The sequence below is a fragment of the Pseudomonas sp. KH_017 genome, assembly GCF_057840285.1.
This window is the reverse complement of record NZ_CM174509.1, coordinates 1,637,239-1,654,531: the sequence shown is the minus strand read 5'-3', so window position 1 is coordinate 1,654,531 and position 17,293 is coordinate 1,637,239. Positions and strand designations below refer to the sequence as shown.

The following is a 17,293-nucleotide window of genomic DNA, read 5'->3' as shown; positions in this document are numbered from 1 at the left end:
AGTTATCGTCGGGTTGGCAGGTTGCTTGAGGGCTTTTTTTAAAAAAAATGCCATCACCCTGCCACCCCCGAGAAAACAAGGGCTTAGCGCCCCTCAACCACGAAAAAATGACGCCATAAAACTGTCCAGCCCGCAAACGCCCGTGCCAAAGCAGTTGATGCCCCTCAGTCCGGCAGGTTTTCGAGCAGCTCGATCAACTCATACTCCATGAAATCGGCGAGCCCCAGCCAATCCTGGCGCTCCTGACAGGCGAGCATTTGACTGAGCAAGGATGCCCACGCCTGCTGCACGTCCTGAGGCGCCTGCAAAAACAGGCGCTGCGCCTCATCGAACAGATCGACCATGTTCAACGCCGCTTCGACATCACGCCCCAGGCGGAACAATCCGGCGCATTGCCGGTATTGCTCGATACCTTTCGCTTGAGACTTCATTGCACGAAATCCTGATTGAACTGCGTACCGGCAATCATTGCCCCTGCCCGACTGCTGTTGAGGAAAAGGACCTGGGGATGCCTGGCAATGTAACGTTCCAGCTCGCACAGATAGCCGCGAAAATTCAACTGCGTCTTGACCTTCTGGCCGTGACCATCGTGCACCCAGTATTTGGCCTGATTCACCGGCGGCCCCAGGTCACCATCGTTCCAGCCGGTGTGGGTCCGGTTCATTGGAAAGGCAAAGTCGGCGCCGAAAAGCGTGATGCGCTGCGCGCCCATCTTCACCGCCAGATCCACGGCCGGGTGAATCACGCTGCCGCCCACGTTCAGCAGTGCACGGGGATGCTGTTCGCGCAACGTGGCGTAGATCGGGCTTGCGGAGTAACCACTGTAACGCTTGCCTTTCCAGGCATTGAGCATTTGTGGATCGCTCAATGGCAAGTACACCAGCGCAATATCCTCGGACGCTTCACCGGGCAGGTGCAGCACGCTGATGCGCTGGTCGATGCTCACGACCAGGTCAGGCGTGATTCCGTGCTCGCGAAGGGGCTTGTAGGCCGTATCGACACAAATGAACAGAGGTCGCGGGGACTGGTTGCGCACCGCTGCCAAGCGCTCGAAATTCCCTTCCAGGCTAGGCCCGGTGGCAATCACATAAACCTCACGCTCGGGACAAGTGCCAAACAGCCGAGCCACATCGTCGTCGGCAAGCAGTAGTCCGAGGGTGTCCTGCAGACGCTGCAGAATGACCGGCGACTGCGGGTCGAAATCACGATTGTTGAAACTCAAGTGCACTTCACTGACCAGGCGATCACGGATCTTCGCACTGTAGTCATCGGCCAGCAGCATTTCGGCGGGCAAGGCAAAAAACGGTGTGAATATGTCGGACAGATCGCCGGCGTAGAGCAATTGCACACGCGGATCGCCCAGCCACTGACGCTGATCGATCAGCTGCAACACCAGTGCGAAAAGCGCGCCGTTGAGGATATGGACATAGAGCTTCTCAAGCCCGGTGCGCTCCAGCAAAACTGAAGGAAGATCCCCGAAACCGGTGCCGTAAACGTGCAGCTGTGGCTTGTCGAGCGGGAGGCTGGCGGCCTGCAGGCGGGCCTCGTGCAGGCGACCATGACGACTGGTGAGCTGGATGCCACCCACACACAACGTCGAGTCCCGCCCCTCGATCAGGTCGACCTCGACGGCCAGGCGATCTTCCGTTTTCAATCGCGCATACAGCGACGGCCAGCGCCGCTGGATAACCTGAGCATTGTCTTCAAAGCATTCGCTCATGCTACCTCGCATTCCTTACAAGCAAAAAAGCGCTCAAGGTTAACCCTTGAGCGCTTTTTTGTACCGGCCTTTTTATTGAAGGACTTTCACTCAAGGGCGATAGATGATCGCCGAACCCCATGACAGCCCCACACCGAAACCGCTGAGCGCAACGCGCTTCCATTCGGAATCGAGAATATGCTTTTCCAGCAGCAATGGAATGCTCGACGACACCGTGTTACCGGTTTCGACCATGTCCTTGATGAACTTCTGCGGGCACTCTTCGAAGCGTCGCGCGACTGCATCGACAATCGCCGCGCTGCCCTGGTGAATGCAGAACGCATCGATGTCGTCGGCGCTCAGTTGCGACTCGCCGAGCAACTCATGCAAATGTGCCGGCACCTTGAGCAGTGCGAAGTTGAACACCTGGCGACCGTTCATGAAGAACACACCGTCGGTGACTTTCAAATGTGGAGCGCCGGAACCATCGGTGCCGAACTTGGCCTTGCCCAGTGCCCAGGTCGGGTTATCACCCATCCAGGTAGCCGTGGCCGCATCGCCGAACAGCATGGTGGTGTTGCGGTCTTCGGGGTCGACGATCTTCGAATACGGGTCGGCCGTGATCAGCAGGCCGTTCTTCAGGCCAGCGGCTTCCATGAAGCCCTTGATCGCATAGATGCCGTAGACGTAACCGGAACAGCCCAGGGAAATATCGAACGCGGCGACGCTGGTCGGCAGGCCGAGTTTGTCCTGCACGATGGCCGCGGTATGCGGCAGGCCTTCTTCGTCACCGTTCTGGGTGACGACGATCAACGCATCGATGGATTCACGTTTCAGATCAGGGTTGCTGGCAAACAGCGCATTGGCCGCTTCAACGCACAGATCGGAAGTTTCCTGATCAACGCCCTTGCGCGGCAGGAAAGCCGAACCGATCTTGCCCAGGATGAATTCTTCATCCTTCTCGAATTTTGCACCTTGTGCGTAATTGTCCACGCCGGCTACAGGAACGTAGCTCGCAATGCTCTTTATGCCAATCATTACGGCTTCCCAATAATAAACAGCCCAATACCACCACTCGCAGCAATCGAGGGGCGCCGACATACCTGGATTTCCGCCACCCCAAGGCGACGGCCGGGAAGCATAAAGGGCCATCACTGAACCCGATAAAGGGTCAGGCGCCGTCTTCCCGGTCAATACAATACAGTGAAGATGCCCGTTCTGACTCGCAGGTCACGCTATTTTGCCGAATCAGCCCGGCAACGGGTCATTCGACCAACGACCAGTCCAGCGGTGTTCCACGCTTGATGGCCTGACGGGCACGGCGTTTCAGGAGGCTTTGCGCATGCTTGGGCGCCAGCCCGAGCCCCGGACGGATGGCTCTCAGATTTGTCCCGTCGAAGGGCTCACCGGCCTCCATGTCCCGGGTCACATACAACGACCGACGGTACACCAGGGATTGGCGCTCAGCCTCGGTGACGCCGTAATGCACCTGCCCCATGGCTTGCCAGGCGCGCTCGGTTTCGATCACCAGGCTGGCCAGTTCGGAAGGCTCCAGCGAGAAACTGGCGTCGACGCCACCCGCCGCACGGTCGAGGGTGAAATGCTTTTCCACCACCGTTGCCCCCAGTGCGACCGCCGCCACGGACACACCGACGCCCATGGAGTGATCGGACAGCCCCACCTGGCAATCGAACAATTCGCGCAAATGCGCAATCGTGCGCAGGTTGCTGTTCGTGGGTGATGCCGGATAGGTGCTGGTGCATTTGAGCAGCACCAGATCCTTGCACCCGGCCTCGCGGGCGGTGCGCACGGTTTCATCGAGTTCGGCGAGGCTGGCCATGCCGGTGGAAATGATCAGCGGCTTGCCCGTCGCGGCCACCCGGCGTATCAGCGGCAGGTCGGTGTTTTCGAAACTGGCGATCTTGTAGGCCGGCACGTCGAGGCTTTCGAGGAAGTCCACGGCGCTGTCATCGAATGGCGTGGAGAACGCCAGCAGGCCCAGTTCCCTGGCGCGAGCGAAAATCGGCGCATGCCATTCCCAGGGCGTGTGGGCCTTTTCGTACAACGCGTACAACGAAGTACCGGCCCACAGGCTGTTCGGGTCCTTGATGAAAAACTCGCCCTCGGCCAGGTCCAGGGTCATGGTGTCGGCGGTGTAGGTCTGCAGCTTCAACGCATGGGCACCGGCCTTGGCCGCGGCCTCGACGATTTGCAGCGCCATGTCCAGGGACTGGTTATGGTTGCCGCTCATCTCGGCAATGATGAAAGGCGGCGCATCGGCACCGATCAGGCGCTCGCCAATCTTGAAGCTAGTCATCTGCGTGATCCTTCAATACGCGCGTGAACGCGCAGGCACTCTGGGTAAAACCGGCTTCGCGAAAGACCTTCAGCGACGGCTGGTTAGCGGGCAACACCTGGGCGGTGAGCGACTCCAGTTCTGGCCAGTGAGCCTTCACAACGTCCTCCCCACGGTCCAGCAGCGCCCTGCCCCAGCCCAGGCCGAACCGGCCTTCGAACAGATAAATCGACACCTCGGCGGTAAAACCACGCAGGTCATAACGCAGCACACCGACCGGGCCGTCATCGGCCTCTGCAATCAACAACAGCCGCCGGGGATTGCTCAGGCTCGCCGTCAGCCAGTTCTGATGCGCGGGCCATTCGATCACGCCGGTCTCCAGCGACCAGCGGCGCACGGCCTCGGTGTTGCGCCCGTCGAACAACAGCTGCGCATCACCCGGGGTTGCCGGGCGCATCCTCAGCACCGCGCCGGCCAGCGCAGCCGCTACCCGCTGCGCGCCACGACCATCGACCAACAGTCGAGATTGTTGCGCCAGGCTCTGGCGCAGACCCTGGTTACCCGCGACAAAGCCAATGGCCAGGCGCAGCTGCTCGACACTGACCTGCTCGCGAGCGCCCATGAACACATGGGCGCCCGCGGCCGCCATGACCTCGCCGTTGGCCTGCTGGTTGTTCGATACTGCAATGCAAATCGTCGGCAGTCCCATGGCCGCCCGCTCCCAACTGGTGCCGCCACCCGCCCCGACAAACAGGTCGGCTTCGGTCATCAATCGATAAAAGTCGCTGACAAAACTGTGCAGGCGCCAATGCGGGCGACTCGCCGCCATCACCTGCATCTGTGCCCAGGCCGGATTACCCGCACCGGCGACAAAATCGACTTCCAGCCCGGCAAAGTCCGCCAGCGCCTGCATCGCATGATAGGTCTGCATGGCTGCGTCGAAACCGCCGAAATTCACCAGCACACGCCGGGCCTGGGGCTTGATTTCGATGGCCGGGCAACAGAACTCGTCGCGCAACATGGCAAACCGGGGGCCGAACAATGTCCGGCAGCCTGGCGCCAGCAGCGACGTATAAGCCACTGGCGTGCCCGAGAGATTCTGGTTCAGCAGCAAGTCAGCGCTGTAGGTCCGCGTGGCGAGGTCATCCACCACGGCGATCCGTGGCGCCCAGCGCCGCGCAGCCGTCTGCCAGTGATGATCGAGGCCGTAGTGATCGACAATGATCCAGTCAAACGCCGGCTGGAGCTCCAGCAACGGCTCGAGCGCAGCGATGTCCGCCTGCCAGGGCAGCATGGATTCGATGGCTTGCTGCGGGTCTTCATCGCTGTAGCGCTCGGGCAGCGCGAAGGTTTCGAAACCTTCGGCCCGCAGTGCCTCCAGCCGATGCCCTGGTAACAGGCGACAGGCGAAAGCCACATGACTGCCCTGCCTGCGCAATACCCGGGCCAGGCACAGGCAGCGCGCGATGTGGCCGCTGCCGATGGTCGGCGAGGCGTCGGAACGAATCAGCACTCTCATTGCAGCTCACCTCCGGCTTTGAGCGCGGCATACAGGTACTCCGCGCGTTTCCAGTCCTGCGGTGTGTCGATGTCCTGCACCAGATGCCGCGGCAGGATGACCGGCAGGCTGTACGGCGAATACAGCACTTCGCCCCGCAGCCAGGCATCGCTGCGGCCCCAGTAGAACTGCCCGGCATCCTGAAAGGCGATCGACAAATCCTGGGAGCGGGTATCGCGATACTGCGGATACAGTGCCGTCAATGCACCGTGATCATCAAGGGTCAGGGCTCGCTGAACCGGGAAACCGAAGTCGCACACCGAGAAGGCGAAAGACTTGTCGGGATGCTGTTCCAGCAGGCTCAGCCCCTGGGCAAGAAATCGCGATTGCAACAACGGCGCGGTCGCGTAGATGCAACAGGCATGATCAAACTTATCACCCTGTTCACCCAAGGCTTTCAGGGCATGGGCGATCACCGCGGCGGTCCCCGTGAAATCATCGGCCAGTACCGCCGGGCGCATGAAGGGCACCTGGGCGCCACAGTCCCGCGCCAGCCCGGCGATTTCCTCGTCGTCGGTGCTGACCACCACCCGGGAAAACAACCCGGACTCCAGGGCTACCTGAATCGAGCGGGCAATCATCGGCACACCGGCGAACGGCTTGAGGTTCTTGCGGGGTATACGTTTGCTACCACCGCGGGCCGGGATAATGGCGACGTTGTTCAACGGCGTTTTTCCAGGACAAACCAGGTGATGTCATCCACCGGGAATTGCCGATCGCGGTGGTAACCGAAACCGTAGTCGACCAGTTGCAGGTCGTCATAGCGATCGAGCATTTCACCGGCAAAATCGCGCTTGAACAACTTGCCGCTGTTGCCGCGATACGGGACCTCGACCGGCGCCGGGTTGTAGTACTCGGCGATCAGTATGTAGCGCTGGCTCAGCTCATACAGTTGCGCGTACGCGGCCGGCAGCAACTCCGGCGCCAGGTGAATCAGCACGCCTTTGCTCAGGGTCAGGTCGAAGGTGCGTTTCCGGGGGAAATCGAACAGCGAACCCTGCCAGATCTGTGCAATACCCAACGCCCGGGCCGCGGCACAGGCACTGGCATTGATCTCCACGCCGAACAATTCGCAGCGCGGCAACAGCTGACGCAGTGCCTGCAGGTTGTTGCCGGCATTGGTGCCCAGTTCCACCAGGCTGTCGATGTGCCCGACCCGGGTCAGTGCCTTGGCGAACAACGCCAGGTTGGCGGCCACCAGCGGCTGCCCGAGATTGCGCTCAACGTACTGGTTGCCGAATTCGCCCTGCCAGAATGTTTCCTGTTCGGTCAGTTCACGCATCACACATTTCCCACGCGCCGCAATGGCTGGATTATTTCGATCAGCTGCCGCATCTGCTCGACCACGTAGTCCTGTTGTTCATCACTGAGCAACGGGTACAACGGCAGGCTGATGGCTTCGGCGTAGTAACGTTCGGCCTGCGGAAAATCACCTTCGGCGAACCCGAGATCACGATAGTAAGGCTGCAAATGTACGGGAATGTAGTGCAGGTTCACACCGACCCCGGCAGCTCGCAAGCCCTCGAACACCTCACGATGAGTGAGGCTGATCTGATCGAGTTGCAGGCGCACCACATACAGATGCCATGACGACTCGGCCTCCGGTTGTGCACCGGGCAGGGTCAGCGGCAAATACGCCAGCAAGCGCTCATAACGCGCCGCCAGCTCACGCCGACGCTCGATGAACTCATCCAGTTTGCTCAACTGCGACAAACCAAGGGCCGCTTGCAGGTCGGTAATGCGGTAGTTGAAGCCCAGTTCCACCTGCTCGTAGTACCAGGGGCCGTGGCTGGGTCCGGTCATTTGCTGCGGATCCCGGGTCATGCCGTGGCTGCGCAAGCGTTGCAAACGCTCGGCGAGTTGCGGGCTGTTGGTCATCACCATGCCGCCCTCGGCACTGGTGATGATCTTCACCGGATGAAAGCTGAACACGGTCATCGCGGCAAACTCGCCACAACCCACCGGGCGCCCGGCGTAGGACGCACCAGCGGCATGGGCCGCGTCTTCGATCACCGTAATGCCGTATCGCCTGGCCAGTGCGGCAATCCTGCGCATGTCGCAGCTCTGCCCGGAGAACGCTACGGCCACCAGGACTTTCGGCAACCGGCCTTCACGCTCGGCCCGTTCCAGCTTGACGGCCAGCGCAGCGGCATCGAGGTTCCAGGTCAGCGGATCGATATCGACAAAATCCACCTCGGCACCGCAGTAGCGACCACAGTTTGCCGAGGCGAGAAAAGTGTTCGGTGTCGTCCACAGCCAATCGCCCGGGCCGAGCCCCGCCGCCAGGCAAGCGATGTGCAGGGCCGCCGTGGCATTGCACACCGCCACGGCAAAACCGGCCTCGCAGCGTTCGGCCATCGCGCGCTCGAAGCGCTCGATGGTCGGCCCCTGGGTCAGCCAGTCAGACTGCAATACACCGACCACGGCGTCGATGTCCGCCTGATCGAGGCTTTGCCGAGCGTAAGGAATCATGTTGGCAACCAGACACGCACCAGCGCGTCCCGGATGATCTGACGCTCGAACGAACCGGTCCGGCCTGCGATGAAAATCGAATTACCATTGAACATGCCTTGAATCCCTTATAGCTTTTCGCCGGGCCTAGCCGAGCATCTGCGCCCAGTTCACCGAAGCACTTTCGCCCAGGGCAAAGCCTTTGCCGCTCAAGGCCAGATTGGCGTTATAGGCCTGGTCCTGGGCAAAGGCTGCCGCCCACTTGTCACGCAGCGCATCGAGGGCCTGCGGCACCTGTGGCACTGCACCCGAATGAATGACCTGTACCAGCGGCGTCCACACGGTGAGGTAACCGGCCTGACCGGCCCGCAGGCACAGATCGACATCACTGAAGCCGTCGGCGAAGGTCACGCTGTCCAGACCGTCCAGTTCGTCAAACAACGCTTTACGCACCATCAGGCACACCTTCGACACCGCCGAGTAGTTCTGCTCCAGCGCCAACCGGTGCAGGTAACCTTCGGCGTCGTGTTTTTCACCGACAAAGGCTGAGCCCACACCACCGTTCATGCCGAGAATCAGCCCGGCCTGGGTAACCTTGCCGTCGCGGTCGATCAACTTGGGACCGACCACGCCGACTTCCGGACGCTGGGCGTGATTGAGCAGCGATTCAAGCCAGTTCGGGTTGACCACTTCACTGTCGGCGGCCAACAGCACCAGGTACTCGCCCTGCGCCTGCTGGCTGGCCGCGTTGTACAACGCCGCGTCGCTCTGGGTCTGGTCGGCACGCAGCACGCTGACTTTTGGATGCTGGTAAGTACCGAGCCAGTCATTGACCTCGGCTGACTGATTCGGGTTGGCCGCAATCAGCACTTCGTACTGGATGTAGCGGGTACGCAGCAACACAGCTTGCAGGCACTGTTGCAGCGCCACCAGGTCATCCCCGGCCGGCAGGATGATCGACACCAGCGGACGCTCGGTGTGGCGGTAATCGATCTGATAAGTACCCGACACCGTCGAAGTGATCTTGGCCTTGTAGCCGCGATTACCCAGGTGGCGCAACAACGCCAGGCGCTCATCGGTGTTTTCTACCAGCGCCGGCGCCCGGGCAATCACCAGCGGCTCATCCAGGTGGGCCAGCCCGTTGAGGCCACCCTGCTCGATGATGCGCAATAACAGGTCGAATTCCAGGGCCTTGCTGAAGTCAGGCTGGTAGCCGCCGACTTCAAGGAACACTTCCCGACGGATCAACCAGTGACGCGCCATCAAGGCCGGCAGGCTTTGCAGCAAATCCAGATTGAAGCCAGGGCGGAACACGTCCACCAATGCGCCTTCGGCGGTGCGCTGGATTTCGTCGGTAGCGACGGCACGGCAGTCCGCGGCAGACAACAGTTCCAGGCTGGCACGCAACAGACCACCGGCGGTGAATTCGTCGCCGGCTTCAGCCAGCATCAACCAGTCGCAAGGCGACTGACGAGCGCTCTGGTTCAGCTTGTCGACGTAATTGCTTTGGGTGACACGGACAAAGTGCAGAGTGTTCTGCGCCGTGGTCGCCGCCGGTGCTTCACCGGTGGTGAAGACCACGATTTTGAACGCCTTGCCGTGGCCTTCGAGCAGGCTGTCGAGAGAGACTTGCAGCTTGTCGATATCGTTATCCAGGTCCAGCAGGAAGATCCCGAACTGCGGGCCGCCGTCGTTGGCCGCCAGGTGCTGGGCGATCGACTCTGCCTCATGGGCATCGGGCTGACGGGGCGCAAGCCACTTGAGCAAACGACCGGAGAGCATCTTGTCGAACGTTGCACGATTACCCTCGACCGACACCGCCTCCAGACGTGCAGCCCAGTCGCGCAGGGTCTGAGCCTCTTCGTCTTCACCCAGCAATTCCAACTGAGCCGCCAGACGCTTGACCACCACGCGATTGAACACGTTGCTGTCGTGGGCCTGCCACAAACGGTCGACCACACTTTCCGGCGTGTCATTGTTGCGCGCCAGCATCAGGCTCTGCTGACGGGTCCAGATACCCTCCAGGCCTGCCAACTGAACGCGACCGGCCGGCATGGCGTGCAACAGGAATTCGAACTGGGTCAACTGATCGAAAAACTGCTGATTGTAGAACGGCATTTCGACGTATTGCTTGGGGCCGAAACGGCGCCCTGGGCCTTTCTCGACACTCGTCCATGCGGACTCGATAATCAGCTCGGTGGTCAGTGCGCGACCGGTGCGCAAGCTATCGGCCAGGGCTTCAAAGCTTTGCAGCGCGAACTGCCGGCCTTGCTCCGGGTCTTCGTTTTGAACGTGAGTCGGTAGCCCGAAGAGGAAATCGGCAAAGGCTTCACGCTCGGCGACCGTCTTGGCATCGGTATGCGCCAGCGTGTGAAAGATCTCGGTGTTGTGGTCCGAGTACCCGTAGTTCATCTCCCGCACCACATACGGGATCGGCAGAATCCGCGCCTTGCCCCGCGCCAGCATGTAGTACGTGTGACCGATTTCCTGCCATTGGAAGGACGTATCCCGAGGCATCACCTGATACCAGTCACGTACCAGGTCGGTGCGCTGTACGGCATAAAAAGGCGGCAGGTACTGGTGCATGTAATTGAGCACACGTTCCTCGGCGTGCTCGGACGAATAGTCTTCGCAAACCTTCTTGTCACGCCGAAAGTAGCTGACACTGTTGGGTTGCGACAGGTACATCATGCTGTAACCGTGACACAGGCCGTAGTCGGGATTGGCCTCCATGAATGCCACGGCGGCGCGCAGGGCATCATGCACATGGAAGTCATCGTCGGCGGCGAACACCATGAACGGTGTGGTCACTTGCTCCACGCCAAAGGCCAGCTTGGCGCGAACGCCCCAGTAGCCAAACTGCGGGACATGCTGGTAATCCACATTTTCAAACTGCCCGGCCAGGCTTGGCTGGCCTTCGGTCGAAGAGTCCAGCACCAGAATCCTGCAAGGCAAGCCGCTGTAGAAACGTGCCGCCCGGCGCAAAAATGCCGGCCGCTCGTGAGACATCAGCACCACGGTCAACTGTTCGTTGAGTGCCAACCCGTGTTCAGAATTGTTCTTGCCTTGCATACATTTCCCCACAACGGCGAATCGCCGAAAAAACCCAACGATGTCTTGTCGATTACCGCACGCGACGCAGGTAGCCATCCGGCGCGACGGTGATCAGCAGCTTGCTGTGAATGGCCTGATCGATTTCAAAATCGCGGTTTTCTTCCAGGTAGGCCCATACCGCAGTTTTCGGGTTGTCGCCCTTGCCCCACGGACGGTCCGGGAAGGCGTCTTCCGGCATGTCTTCAACCACGGTGTCCATCACCACGCAGTAGCTGCCCACCGAGGTCATCGGTGCATAGGCACGCAGCTCTTCGAGTACGTGTTCGTGGGTATGGTTGGAGTCCAGGACCACCAGCACTGTCTTGCCTTCGACGCGCTGGCGAACCTGCTCGACGATCGCCGGATCAATGCTCGAACCCTGGATCATCCGGATCCGCTTGCTCATCGGGTGCGCTTCGATCGCCTCACGGTTGTGCTGGCGGATATCGATGTCGACGCCCAGCACTTCGCCATGGCCGATCAGTTCCAGCATCGAGGCGTAAAACACCAGCGAGCCACCGTGGGCGATACCGGTCTCGACGATGATGTCCGGCCGCAGCGCCCAGATGATCTCCTGCATGGCGACCATGTCTTGGGGGAACTGAATGATCGGGCGGCCCATCCAGCTGAAGTTGTAGGTGTACTTATGCCTGGCGGTGGTGCCAACCCAGTCCAGCGACGTGGCTTGCAAGGCTTTGTCCTGTTGCAGGCCTTCGATGTTGTCTTTTACTTCTTCACGAAACTGCTCATGAGGATTCATTACAGACTCTCCGGAAATTAGTCGCGGTGGTTACTTGAAAACCCGACCGTCTTGAAAGGAAGCAGGATTGGTCTTGATGGTCCTGGCGGGGCTGCCCACCACAACCGCATAGTCTGGAACGTCTCTGGTCACCACGGCGCCCGCACCGATGGTGACCCAACGACCGATGCGCAAACGCGGCAGGATCGTGGCGTTGGTGCCGATGAAGGTGCCGTCACCGATCTCGACACAACCGGCAATGCAGACGCCCGGCGCCATGAACACCGAATGGCCGACCTGCCCCTCATGCCCGACCACGCTGCCGGCGCTGATACTGGTGTTGTCACCCAGGCTGACTTGCGCCTGCATGATCACGCCCTCTTGCAGATAGGTGCCGACGCCCATGGTGATCATCGTCAGATCGATGCCTGGGTGGATGAAGTTGCCCAGGGTGCCGCCGGCCTCGACGATCTCGCAGGTGGTCCGGTAACGCAGCGCCGTGCTGCCGGTGATCAAATTGACAAAGCGTGCGTCGGGGCCTTTCAGCTCGGCCACCTTGTCGGTACCACCCACCACCGGTACGCCATGAAACAGCGTGCCTTGCTTGGCCGGATCGTTATCGAGAAAGGCGAACTGCACGTCCGGCTGACTGCGTTGCAGGGTGAGGATCATCCGTACCGCTTCAGGATTGGCTGCCCCCAGCAGGTAAACCTTCATAGCCGGGTCCTTTTGAGTACCAGCGCGCGCAACACCTCGATGACCCGGTGCTGATCGTCATCGGTCATGTCGTGGTAACTCGGCAGATTGATCGCGCGCTCCGGCAGCGAATGCGCCACGGGCGAGTCGGCCGTCAGTTGGCTGAACATCGGCAAGGCCGACAGCGGCCAGAAGAACACCCGTGCGTCGATATCGGCGGCCTGGAAGGCTGCGCTCAACATGTCCCGCGTGATCCCCAGCTCGCGGTCAAAGACCACGGTGGGCATCCAGTAACCGTTGCGCGCGTGTTCCGGTTCAGGGTTCATGGACAAGCCCGGCAACGACGCCAGCGCCTCGGCGTAGTGGGCGAAGATCGCGCGCTTGCGTTCGATCAACTCGTCGATCCGCTCGACCTGTGCGCAACCGACGGCCGCTTGCAGGTTGCTCATCTTGTATTTGAAACCGAGGAAATCCGGCCAGAACTGTTTGCTGCTTCCGGCCACCCGGCCATGGTTGGACAGGGTCAGTACGCGGTCATACAGGGCCTTGTCCGACGTCACGAAGATGCCGCCTTCGCCAGTGGTCATGGTCTTGGTGCCGTGAAAGGAAAACGCACCGAACGCACCCAGGGAGCCGGCCGCGTGACCGCGCCATTGCGAACCGATAGCCTCGGCCGCGTCTTCGATGACCGGCAGGCCAAACTCGCGACCGATGGCCAGCAACGCATCCATGTCACAGAGATTGCCGTAGAGATGCACCGCCAGAATCGCTTTGGTCCGTGGGGTAATTGCCCGGCGAACCTGCTGCGGGTCGAGGCACCAACTGTCGGCCAGCACGTCGACGAACACCGGCGTCGCGCCCAGATAGGTGATGGGCGCGGCCGAGGCGATCCAGTTGGTATCGGCGAGGATCACCTCATCGCCGGCACCGATGCCCAGCGCCGCCATGCCCATGTGCAACGCGCCGGTGCAACTGGACGTTGCAATCGCGTACGTCGCACCCAGGTGCTCGGCAAAGGACTTTTCGAAGCGCGTCAGGTACTCGTAGCAGCGCTCTCCCCAACCATGGCGGACGGCATCGAGTACGTAGTCAGCTTCCAGCTCACCGACACTGGGTTTGGTGTAATGAATTCGGCTCATCGAATGATCAACTCGGGAATGGCAATGACAAAACGACCGTCCCATGCACGGATGCCGGCAAAGGCCTGGGTGATCTCATCCAGCAGGTTCCACGGCAGCACCAGCACGTAGTCCGGTTTTTCGATGTCGATCTGTGCCGGCGACACGATCGGAATGCGGCTACCGGGCAGGTATTTGCCTTGCTTGTGCGGATTGGCATCGGCCACCCAGGCCAGCAGGTCCGGCTTGACCCCGGCGTAGTTGAGCAGGGTATTGCCCTTGGCGGCGGCGCCGTAGCCGACCACGCGCTTGCCATCGGCCCTGGCCTGCAACAGGAAACGCAGCAGGTCATGCTTGATGCGCTCGGCGGCGGGCGCCAGGGTCGCGTAGAACTCAGGGGTTTTCACCCCGGCGGCGAGTTCCGCCTGCAGTTGTTGCCGGACCGCCGGTTGCACTTGGCGACGCTCGCCGTCCAGCCGCTGGACGAACACCCGCAGCGAACCGCCATGGGTCGGGAGCTGACTGACGTCGAACACTTGCAGGCCATTGCGCTCGCACAAGGTCTGCACAGCGGTCAACGACAAGTAGGAATAATGCTCGTGGTACAGCGTGTCGAACTGCTGACCAGCCATCAGCGTCAGCAGTTGCGGAAATTCGAAGGTCGCCACACCCGTCGGCTTGAGCAGGGTCGCAAAGCCGCCGAGAAAATCATTGATGTCCGGCACATGCGCCAGCACGTTGTTGGCGGCCATCAGGTCGGCGCCCCAGCCTTCGCTTTTCAGTTGCGCGGCGGTGTCGCGACCGAAAAACAGTTCACGGATCTCCAGGCCTTTTTCCCGCGCCGCTTGCGCGGTGCTGCGGGTCGGCTCGACGCCCAGGCAAGGGATGCCACGCCCGGCCACGTACTGCAACAGGTAACCGTCGTTGGCCGCGACTTCCACCACACGGCTGTCGGCGCTCAGGCCGAAGCGTTCGACCATCTCGACCACATAACGCTCGGCATGGGCCAGCCAGGTGCTGGAGAACGAACTGAAATAGGCGTACTCGGCATCGAACAGGCTGTCGGCGCTGGTGTAATCCTCGGTTTGCACCAGCCAGCACTGCTGGCACACGGCAACCTTCAACGGCACCCATTGTTCGGCCTGCTCCAGCTGGTCGACACGCACGTAGGCGTTGGACGGCGGCGAGGTGCCCAGGTCGATCAGCGGCAGGGTCAGCGCAGTCGCGCAACCACGGCAGTTCATAGACGCACTCCGGCAAAGTGTTCATCGAGCGCCGGATGACTCGCATCGCGCGCCGACAGATTATTGACAGGCAACGGCCAGGCAATCGCCAGCCGTGGATCGAGCACCGACAACCCGCCTTCGTGTTCCGGCGTGTAGTCGTTGCTGTGCAGGTAAAGCAGCTCGGCGTCGGCGCTCAGGCTCTGGAAGCCATGGGCGAACCCGGCCGCAATCAACAGGCTGCGGCCATCACCGGCACGCAAGTGTTCGGCGTGCCAGTGCAGGAAGGTCTCGGAGTCGGGACGCAGATCCACCGCGACATCCCAGACTTCACCGCGCAGGCAGGTGATCAATTTGGCTTCCGGCGCACGGGCATTCTGGTAATGCAGGCCACGCACGCTGCCGCGTTCGCGGGTGCAGGAGTGATTGATCTGGCGGATATGAAACGCCTGGCCAAACGCACCGAGGCTGCCTTCGCAAAACAACCGGGAAAAGTGCCCGCGCTCGTCTTCGAAGCGTTTGTGCTGCACGCAGAACAAACCACTCAGCGGCAACGCCTTCAGCAGAAATTCACTCACAGCGCGCCTCGGTACAGGTTCAATTGCGCCAGGCTGATGGCGCGCATGTCATCGCCGTTCTGCCACGCCAGATGCCAATCCAGGGTCTGGGTCAGGCACTGCTGCAACGACCAGCGCGGTTGCCAGCCGAGCAATTGACGGGCGCGGCTGCTGTCCAGGCGCAGCAGGCCGGCCTCATGCAAATCGCTCGGTTCGATGCGTAGCCCGCGTGCCTGCGGCCAGCGGCTGGCGAGCAGTTCGACCACTTCACCGACGCTGCACATATCCGCTTCGCCAGGACCGAAATTCCACGCCCCGGCGAATTGCGGGCCTTGCTCGTAAAGGCCGGCAGCCAATTGCAGATAGCCGGCCAGCGGTTCCAGCGCGTGCTGCCATGGGCGCACCGCCTGCGGATAGCGCAAGGTCACGGGTTCATCCGCCGACCACGCCCGCAGCACGTCGGGAATCAGCCGCTCCGGGGCGAAATCGCCACCGCCGAGCACGTTGCCGGCGCGCGCCGTGGCCAGCGCCAGACCATGCTCGGCGTGCTTTTGCGGCGCAAAGAACGAGGCGGCATAGGATTGCGCCAGCAATTCGCAGCAAGCCTTGCTGCTGCTGTAGGGATCGTGACCGCCCAACGCTTCGTTTTCGCGGTACGGCCACAGCCATTCCTGATTGGCGTAGACCTTGTCGGTGGTTACCAGCACGCAGGCGCGCACACCGCCCACCTGACGGATCGCTTCGAGCAGGTTGAGCGTGCCCATGACGTTGCTGGAATAGGTGCCCAACGGGTCGCGATAACCTTCGCGCACCAGCGGCTGGGCCGCCAGGTGCAGGACAATTTCCGGCCGGGCCTCGGCGATCAGCTCCAGCAAGGCCCCGAGGTCACGCAAGTCGCCGCGCTGATCGTTGATGCCTTCATGCACCCGCGCCAGTTCGAACAGGCTCGGCTCGGTGGACGGATCGAGGGAAAACCCGCTGACCTCGGCACCCAGACTTTGCAGCCACAACGTCAGCCAACTGCCCTTGAACCCGGTGTGGCCGGTGACCAGCACCCGCTTGCCGCGCCAGAATTGCGGGCTCAGCCCCATTGCTTCCATGGGGCCTCCCCGCTCTGCCACAACGCTTCCAGGTGATTCTTGTCACGCAGGGTGTCCATCGGTTGCCAGAAACCGTCGTGCTGGAACGCCATGAGCTCACCGCGCTCGGCCAGGCCGTCCAGCGGGCCGGACTCCCACGAGGTCTCGTCGCCGTCGATCAGCGGCAGCACCTTGGGCGACAGGACAAAGAACCCGCCATTGATCCAGCCACCATCGCCGCGAGGCTTTTCGGTGAAGCCCAGGACACGGTCGCCATCGCGATTGAGCGCGCCATATCGGCCGGGTGGTTGCACTGCGGTGACGGTCGCCAGTTTTCCGTGCTGGAGATGGAAATCCACCAACGCGCCGATATTGAGGTCAGACACGCCGTCGCCATAGGTAAAACAAAAGGCCTTTTCGTCTTCGAGGTAGCGTCGGGCGCGGCGCAAACGGCCACCGGTCATGGTCTCTTCGCCGGTATCGATCAGCGTGACGCGCCACGGCTCGCTGTAGTTCTGGTGAACATCCATGCGGTTGTTGCACATGTCGAACGTGACGTCGGAGGTGTGCAGAAAGTAGTTGGCGAAGAAGTCCTTGATCGCATAGCCCTTGTAGCCAAGGCAGATCACGAAATCGTGGATCCCGTGGGCGGAGTACTGTTTCATGATGTGCCAGAGAATTGGCTTGCCGCCGACCTCGATCATCGGCTTTGGCTTGAGGTGCGACTCCTCGCTGATCCGCGTACCCAGGCCACCCGCCAAAATAACTGCCTTCATCCCCTTCC

The 17,293-nt window shown here is 61.3% G+C and carries 16 protein-coding genes; all 16 read right to left on the bottom strand.

The window, feature by feature from the left end; all coding sequences use genetic code 11:
- Nucleotides 1–164 precede the first annotated feature (164 nt).
- The 16 genes from AC3IT6_RS07450 to rfbF all read right to left on the bottom strand — a co-directional run bounded on the left by AC3IT6_RS07450 (nucleotide 165) and on the right by rfbF (nucleotide 17,285).
- Nucleotides 165–431: a hypothetical protein gene (locus tag AC3IT6_RS07450; RefSeq protein ID WP_150724453.1), complete on the bottom strand. Its 267-nt coding sequence runs from the start codon at nucleotides 429–431 to the stop codon at nucleotides 165–167.
- Nucleotides 428–1,720 (bottom strand): motility associated factor glycosyltransferase family protein, encoded by a 1,293-nt coding sequence (locus tag AC3IT6_RS07445; RefSeq protein WP_489354766.1) that lies wholly within the window; start codon nucleotides 1,718–1,720, stop codon nucleotides 428–430. Before AC3IT6_RS07445 ends, AC3IT6_RS07450 begins: the two co-directional genes overlap by 4 nt.
- 90 nt (nucleotides 1,721–1,810) lie before the next feature.
- Nucleotides 1,811–2,737: a ketoacyl-ACP synthase III gene (locus AC3IT6_RS07440; protein WP_150724451.1), complete on the bottom strand. Its 927-nt coding sequence runs from the start codon at nucleotides 2,735–2,737 to the stop codon at nucleotides 1,811–1,813.
- A gap of 226 nt (nucleotides 2,738–2,963) precedes the next feature.
- Entirely contained in the window at nucleotides 2,964–4,016 is a 1,053-nt protein-coding gene (gene pseI, locus AC3IT6_RS07435; protein WP_489354765.1) for a pseudaminic acid synthase, read from the bottom strand.
- Nucleotides 4,009–5,514 (bottom strand): UDP-2,4-diacetamido-2,4,6-trideoxy-beta-L-altropyranose hydrolase, encoded by a 1,506-nt coding sequence (gene pseG / locus AC3IT6_RS07430; protein WP_489354764.1) that lies wholly within the window; start codon nucleotides 5,512–5,514, stop codon nucleotides 4,009–4,011. Before pseG ends, pseI begins: the two co-directional genes overlap by 8 nt.
- The gene (pseF, locus tag AC3IT6_RS07425; protein ID WP_489354763.1) at nucleotides 5,511–6,218 is read right to left on the bottom strand and encodes a pseudaminic acid cytidylyltransferase; all 708 of its coding nucleotides are present in this window, start codon (nucleotides 6,216–6,218) and stop codon (nucleotides 5,511–5,513) included. The genes pseG and pseF overlap by 4 nt, the downstream gene beginning before the upstream one ends.
- Nucleotides 6,215–6,835 carry a pseudaminic acid biosynthesis-associated methylase gene (locus tag AC3IT6_RS07420; RefSeq protein WP_489354762.1) on the bottom strand — a complete coding sequence of 207 codons (621 nt, stop codon included), beginning with the start codon at nucleotides 6,833–6,835 and terminating at the stop codon, nucleotides 6,215–6,217. The genes pseF and AC3IT6_RS07420 overlap by 4 nt, the downstream gene beginning before the upstream one ends.
- Nucleotides 6,835–8,025 carry a UDP-4-amino-4,6-dideoxy-N-acetyl-beta-L-altrosamine transaminase gene (gene pseC / locus AC3IT6_RS07415; protein WP_489354761.1) on the bottom strand — a complete coding sequence of 397 codons (1,191 nt, stop codon included), beginning with the start codon at nucleotides 8,023–8,025 and terminating at the stop codon, nucleotides 6,835–6,837. Before pseC ends, AC3IT6_RS07420 begins: the two co-directional genes overlap by 1 nt.
- A 126-nt stretch (nucleotides 8,026–8,151) precedes the next feature.
- Nucleotides 8,152–11,076, bottom strand: coding sequence for a TIGR00180 family glycosyltransferase (locus tag AC3IT6_RS07410; RefSeq protein WP_489354760.1), 2,925 nt, complete (start codon nucleotides 11,074–11,076; stop codon nucleotides 8,152–8,154).
- 52 nt (nucleotides 11,077–11,128) lie between these two features.
- Nucleotides 11,129–11,857: a cephalosporin hydroxylase family protein gene (locus AC3IT6_RS07405; RefSeq protein ID WP_489354759.1), complete on the bottom strand. Its 729-nt coding sequence runs from the start codon at nucleotides 11,855–11,857 to the stop codon at nucleotides 11,129–11,131.
- A gap of 30 nt (nucleotides 11,858–11,887) precedes the next feature.
- Nucleotides 11,888–12,553 carry an acetyltransferase gene (locus AC3IT6_RS07400; protein WP_489354758.1) on the bottom strand — a complete coding sequence of 222 codons (666 nt, stop codon included), beginning with the start codon at nucleotides 12,551–12,553 and terminating at the stop codon, nucleotides 11,888–11,890.
- Complete coding sequence (locus AC3IT6_RS07395; protein WP_489354757.1) at nucleotides 12,550–13,671, bottom strand: DegT/DnrJ/EryC1/StrS family aminotransferase; 1,122 nt, start codon at nucleotides 13,669–13,671, stop codon at nucleotides 12,550–12,552. The genes AC3IT6_RS07400 and AC3IT6_RS07395 overlap by 4 nt, the downstream gene beginning before the upstream one ends.
- Entirely contained in the window at nucleotides 13,668–14,894 is a 1,227-nt protein-coding gene (locus tag AC3IT6_RS07390; protein ID WP_489354756.1) for a methyltransferase domain-containing protein, read from the bottom strand. Before AC3IT6_RS07390 ends, AC3IT6_RS07395 begins: the two co-directional genes overlap by 4 nt.
- Nucleotides 14,891–15,451: a dTDP-4-dehydrorhamnose 3,5-epimerase family protein gene (locus tag AC3IT6_RS07385; protein WP_489354755.1), complete on the bottom strand. Its 561-nt coding sequence runs from the start codon at nucleotides 15,449–15,451 to the stop codon at nucleotides 14,891–14,893. The genes AC3IT6_RS07390 and AC3IT6_RS07385 overlap by 4 nt, the downstream gene beginning before the upstream one ends.
- On the bottom strand, nucleotides 15,448–16,530 hold the full coding sequence (rfbG, locus tag AC3IT6_RS07380) for a CDP-glucose 4,6-dehydratase (protein ID WP_489354754.1): 1,083 nt from the start codon (nucleotides 16,528–16,530) through the stop codon (nucleotides 15,448–15,450). Before rfbG ends, AC3IT6_RS07385 begins: the two co-directional genes overlap by 4 nt.
- Entirely contained in the window at nucleotides 16,512–17,285 is a 774-nt protein-coding gene (gene rfbF / locus AC3IT6_RS07375) for a glucose-1-phosphate cytidylyltransferase (RefSeq protein WP_223441194.1), read from the bottom strand. Before rfbF ends, rfbG begins: the two co-directional genes overlap by 19 nt.
- Nucleotides 17,286–17,293: the final 8 nt, after the last annotated feature.

Coding starts and splice junctions, on each gene's coding strand:
- AC3IT6_RS07450 (WP_150724453.1), bottom strand. CDS start 431: ATGAAGTCTCAAGCGAAAGGTATCGAGCAATACCGGCAATGCGCCGGA.
- AC3IT6_RS07445 (WP_489354766.1), bottom strand. CDS start 1,720: ATGAGCGAATGCTTTGAAGACAATGCTCAGGTTATCCAGCGGCGCTGG.
- AC3IT6_RS07440 (WP_150724451.1), bottom strand. CDS start 2,737: ATGATTGGCATAAAGAGCATTGCGAGCTACGTTCCTGTAGCCGGCGTG.
- pseI (WP_489354765.1), bottom strand. CDS start 4,016: ATGACTAGCTTCAAGATTGGCGAGCGCCTGATCGGTGCCGATGCGCCG.
- pseG (WP_489354764.1), bottom strand. CDS start 5,514: ATGAGAGTGCTGATTCGTTCCGACGCCTCGCCGACCATCGGCAGCGGC.
- AC3IT6_RS07420 (WP_489354762.1), bottom strand. CDS start 6,835: ATGCGTGAACTGACCGAACAGGAAACATTCTGGCAGGGCGAATTCGGC.
- pseC (WP_489354761.1), bottom strand. CDS start 8,025: ATGATTCCTTACGCTCGGCAAAGCCTCGATCAGGCGGACATCGACGCC.
- AC3IT6_RS07410 (WP_489354760.1), bottom strand. CDS start 11,076: ATGCAAGGCAAGAACAATTCTGAACACGGGTTGGCACTCAACGAACAG.
- AC3IT6_RS07405 (WP_489354759.1), bottom strand. CDS start 11,857: ATGAATCCTCATGAGCAGTTTCGTGAAGAAGTAAAAGACAACATCGAA.
- AC3IT6_RS07400 (WP_489354758.1), bottom strand. CDS start 12,553: ATGAAGGTTTACCTGCTGGGGGCAGCCAATCCTGAAGCGGTACGGATG.
- AC3IT6_RS07395 (WP_489354757.1), bottom strand. CDS start 13,671: ATGAGCCGAATTCATTACACCAAACCCAGTGTCGGTGAGCTGGAAGCT.
- AC3IT6_RS07390 (WP_489354756.1), bottom strand. CDS start 14,894: ATGAACTGCCGTGGTTGCGCGACTGCGCTGACCCTGCCGCTGATCGAC.
- rfbG (WP_489354754.1), bottom strand. CDS start 16,530: ATGGAAGCAATGGGGCTGAGCCCGCAATTCTGGCGCGGCAAGCGGGTG.
- rfbF (WP_223441194.1), bottom strand. CDS start 17,285: ATGAAGGCAGTTATTTTGGCGGGTGGCCTGGGTACGCGGATCAGCGAG.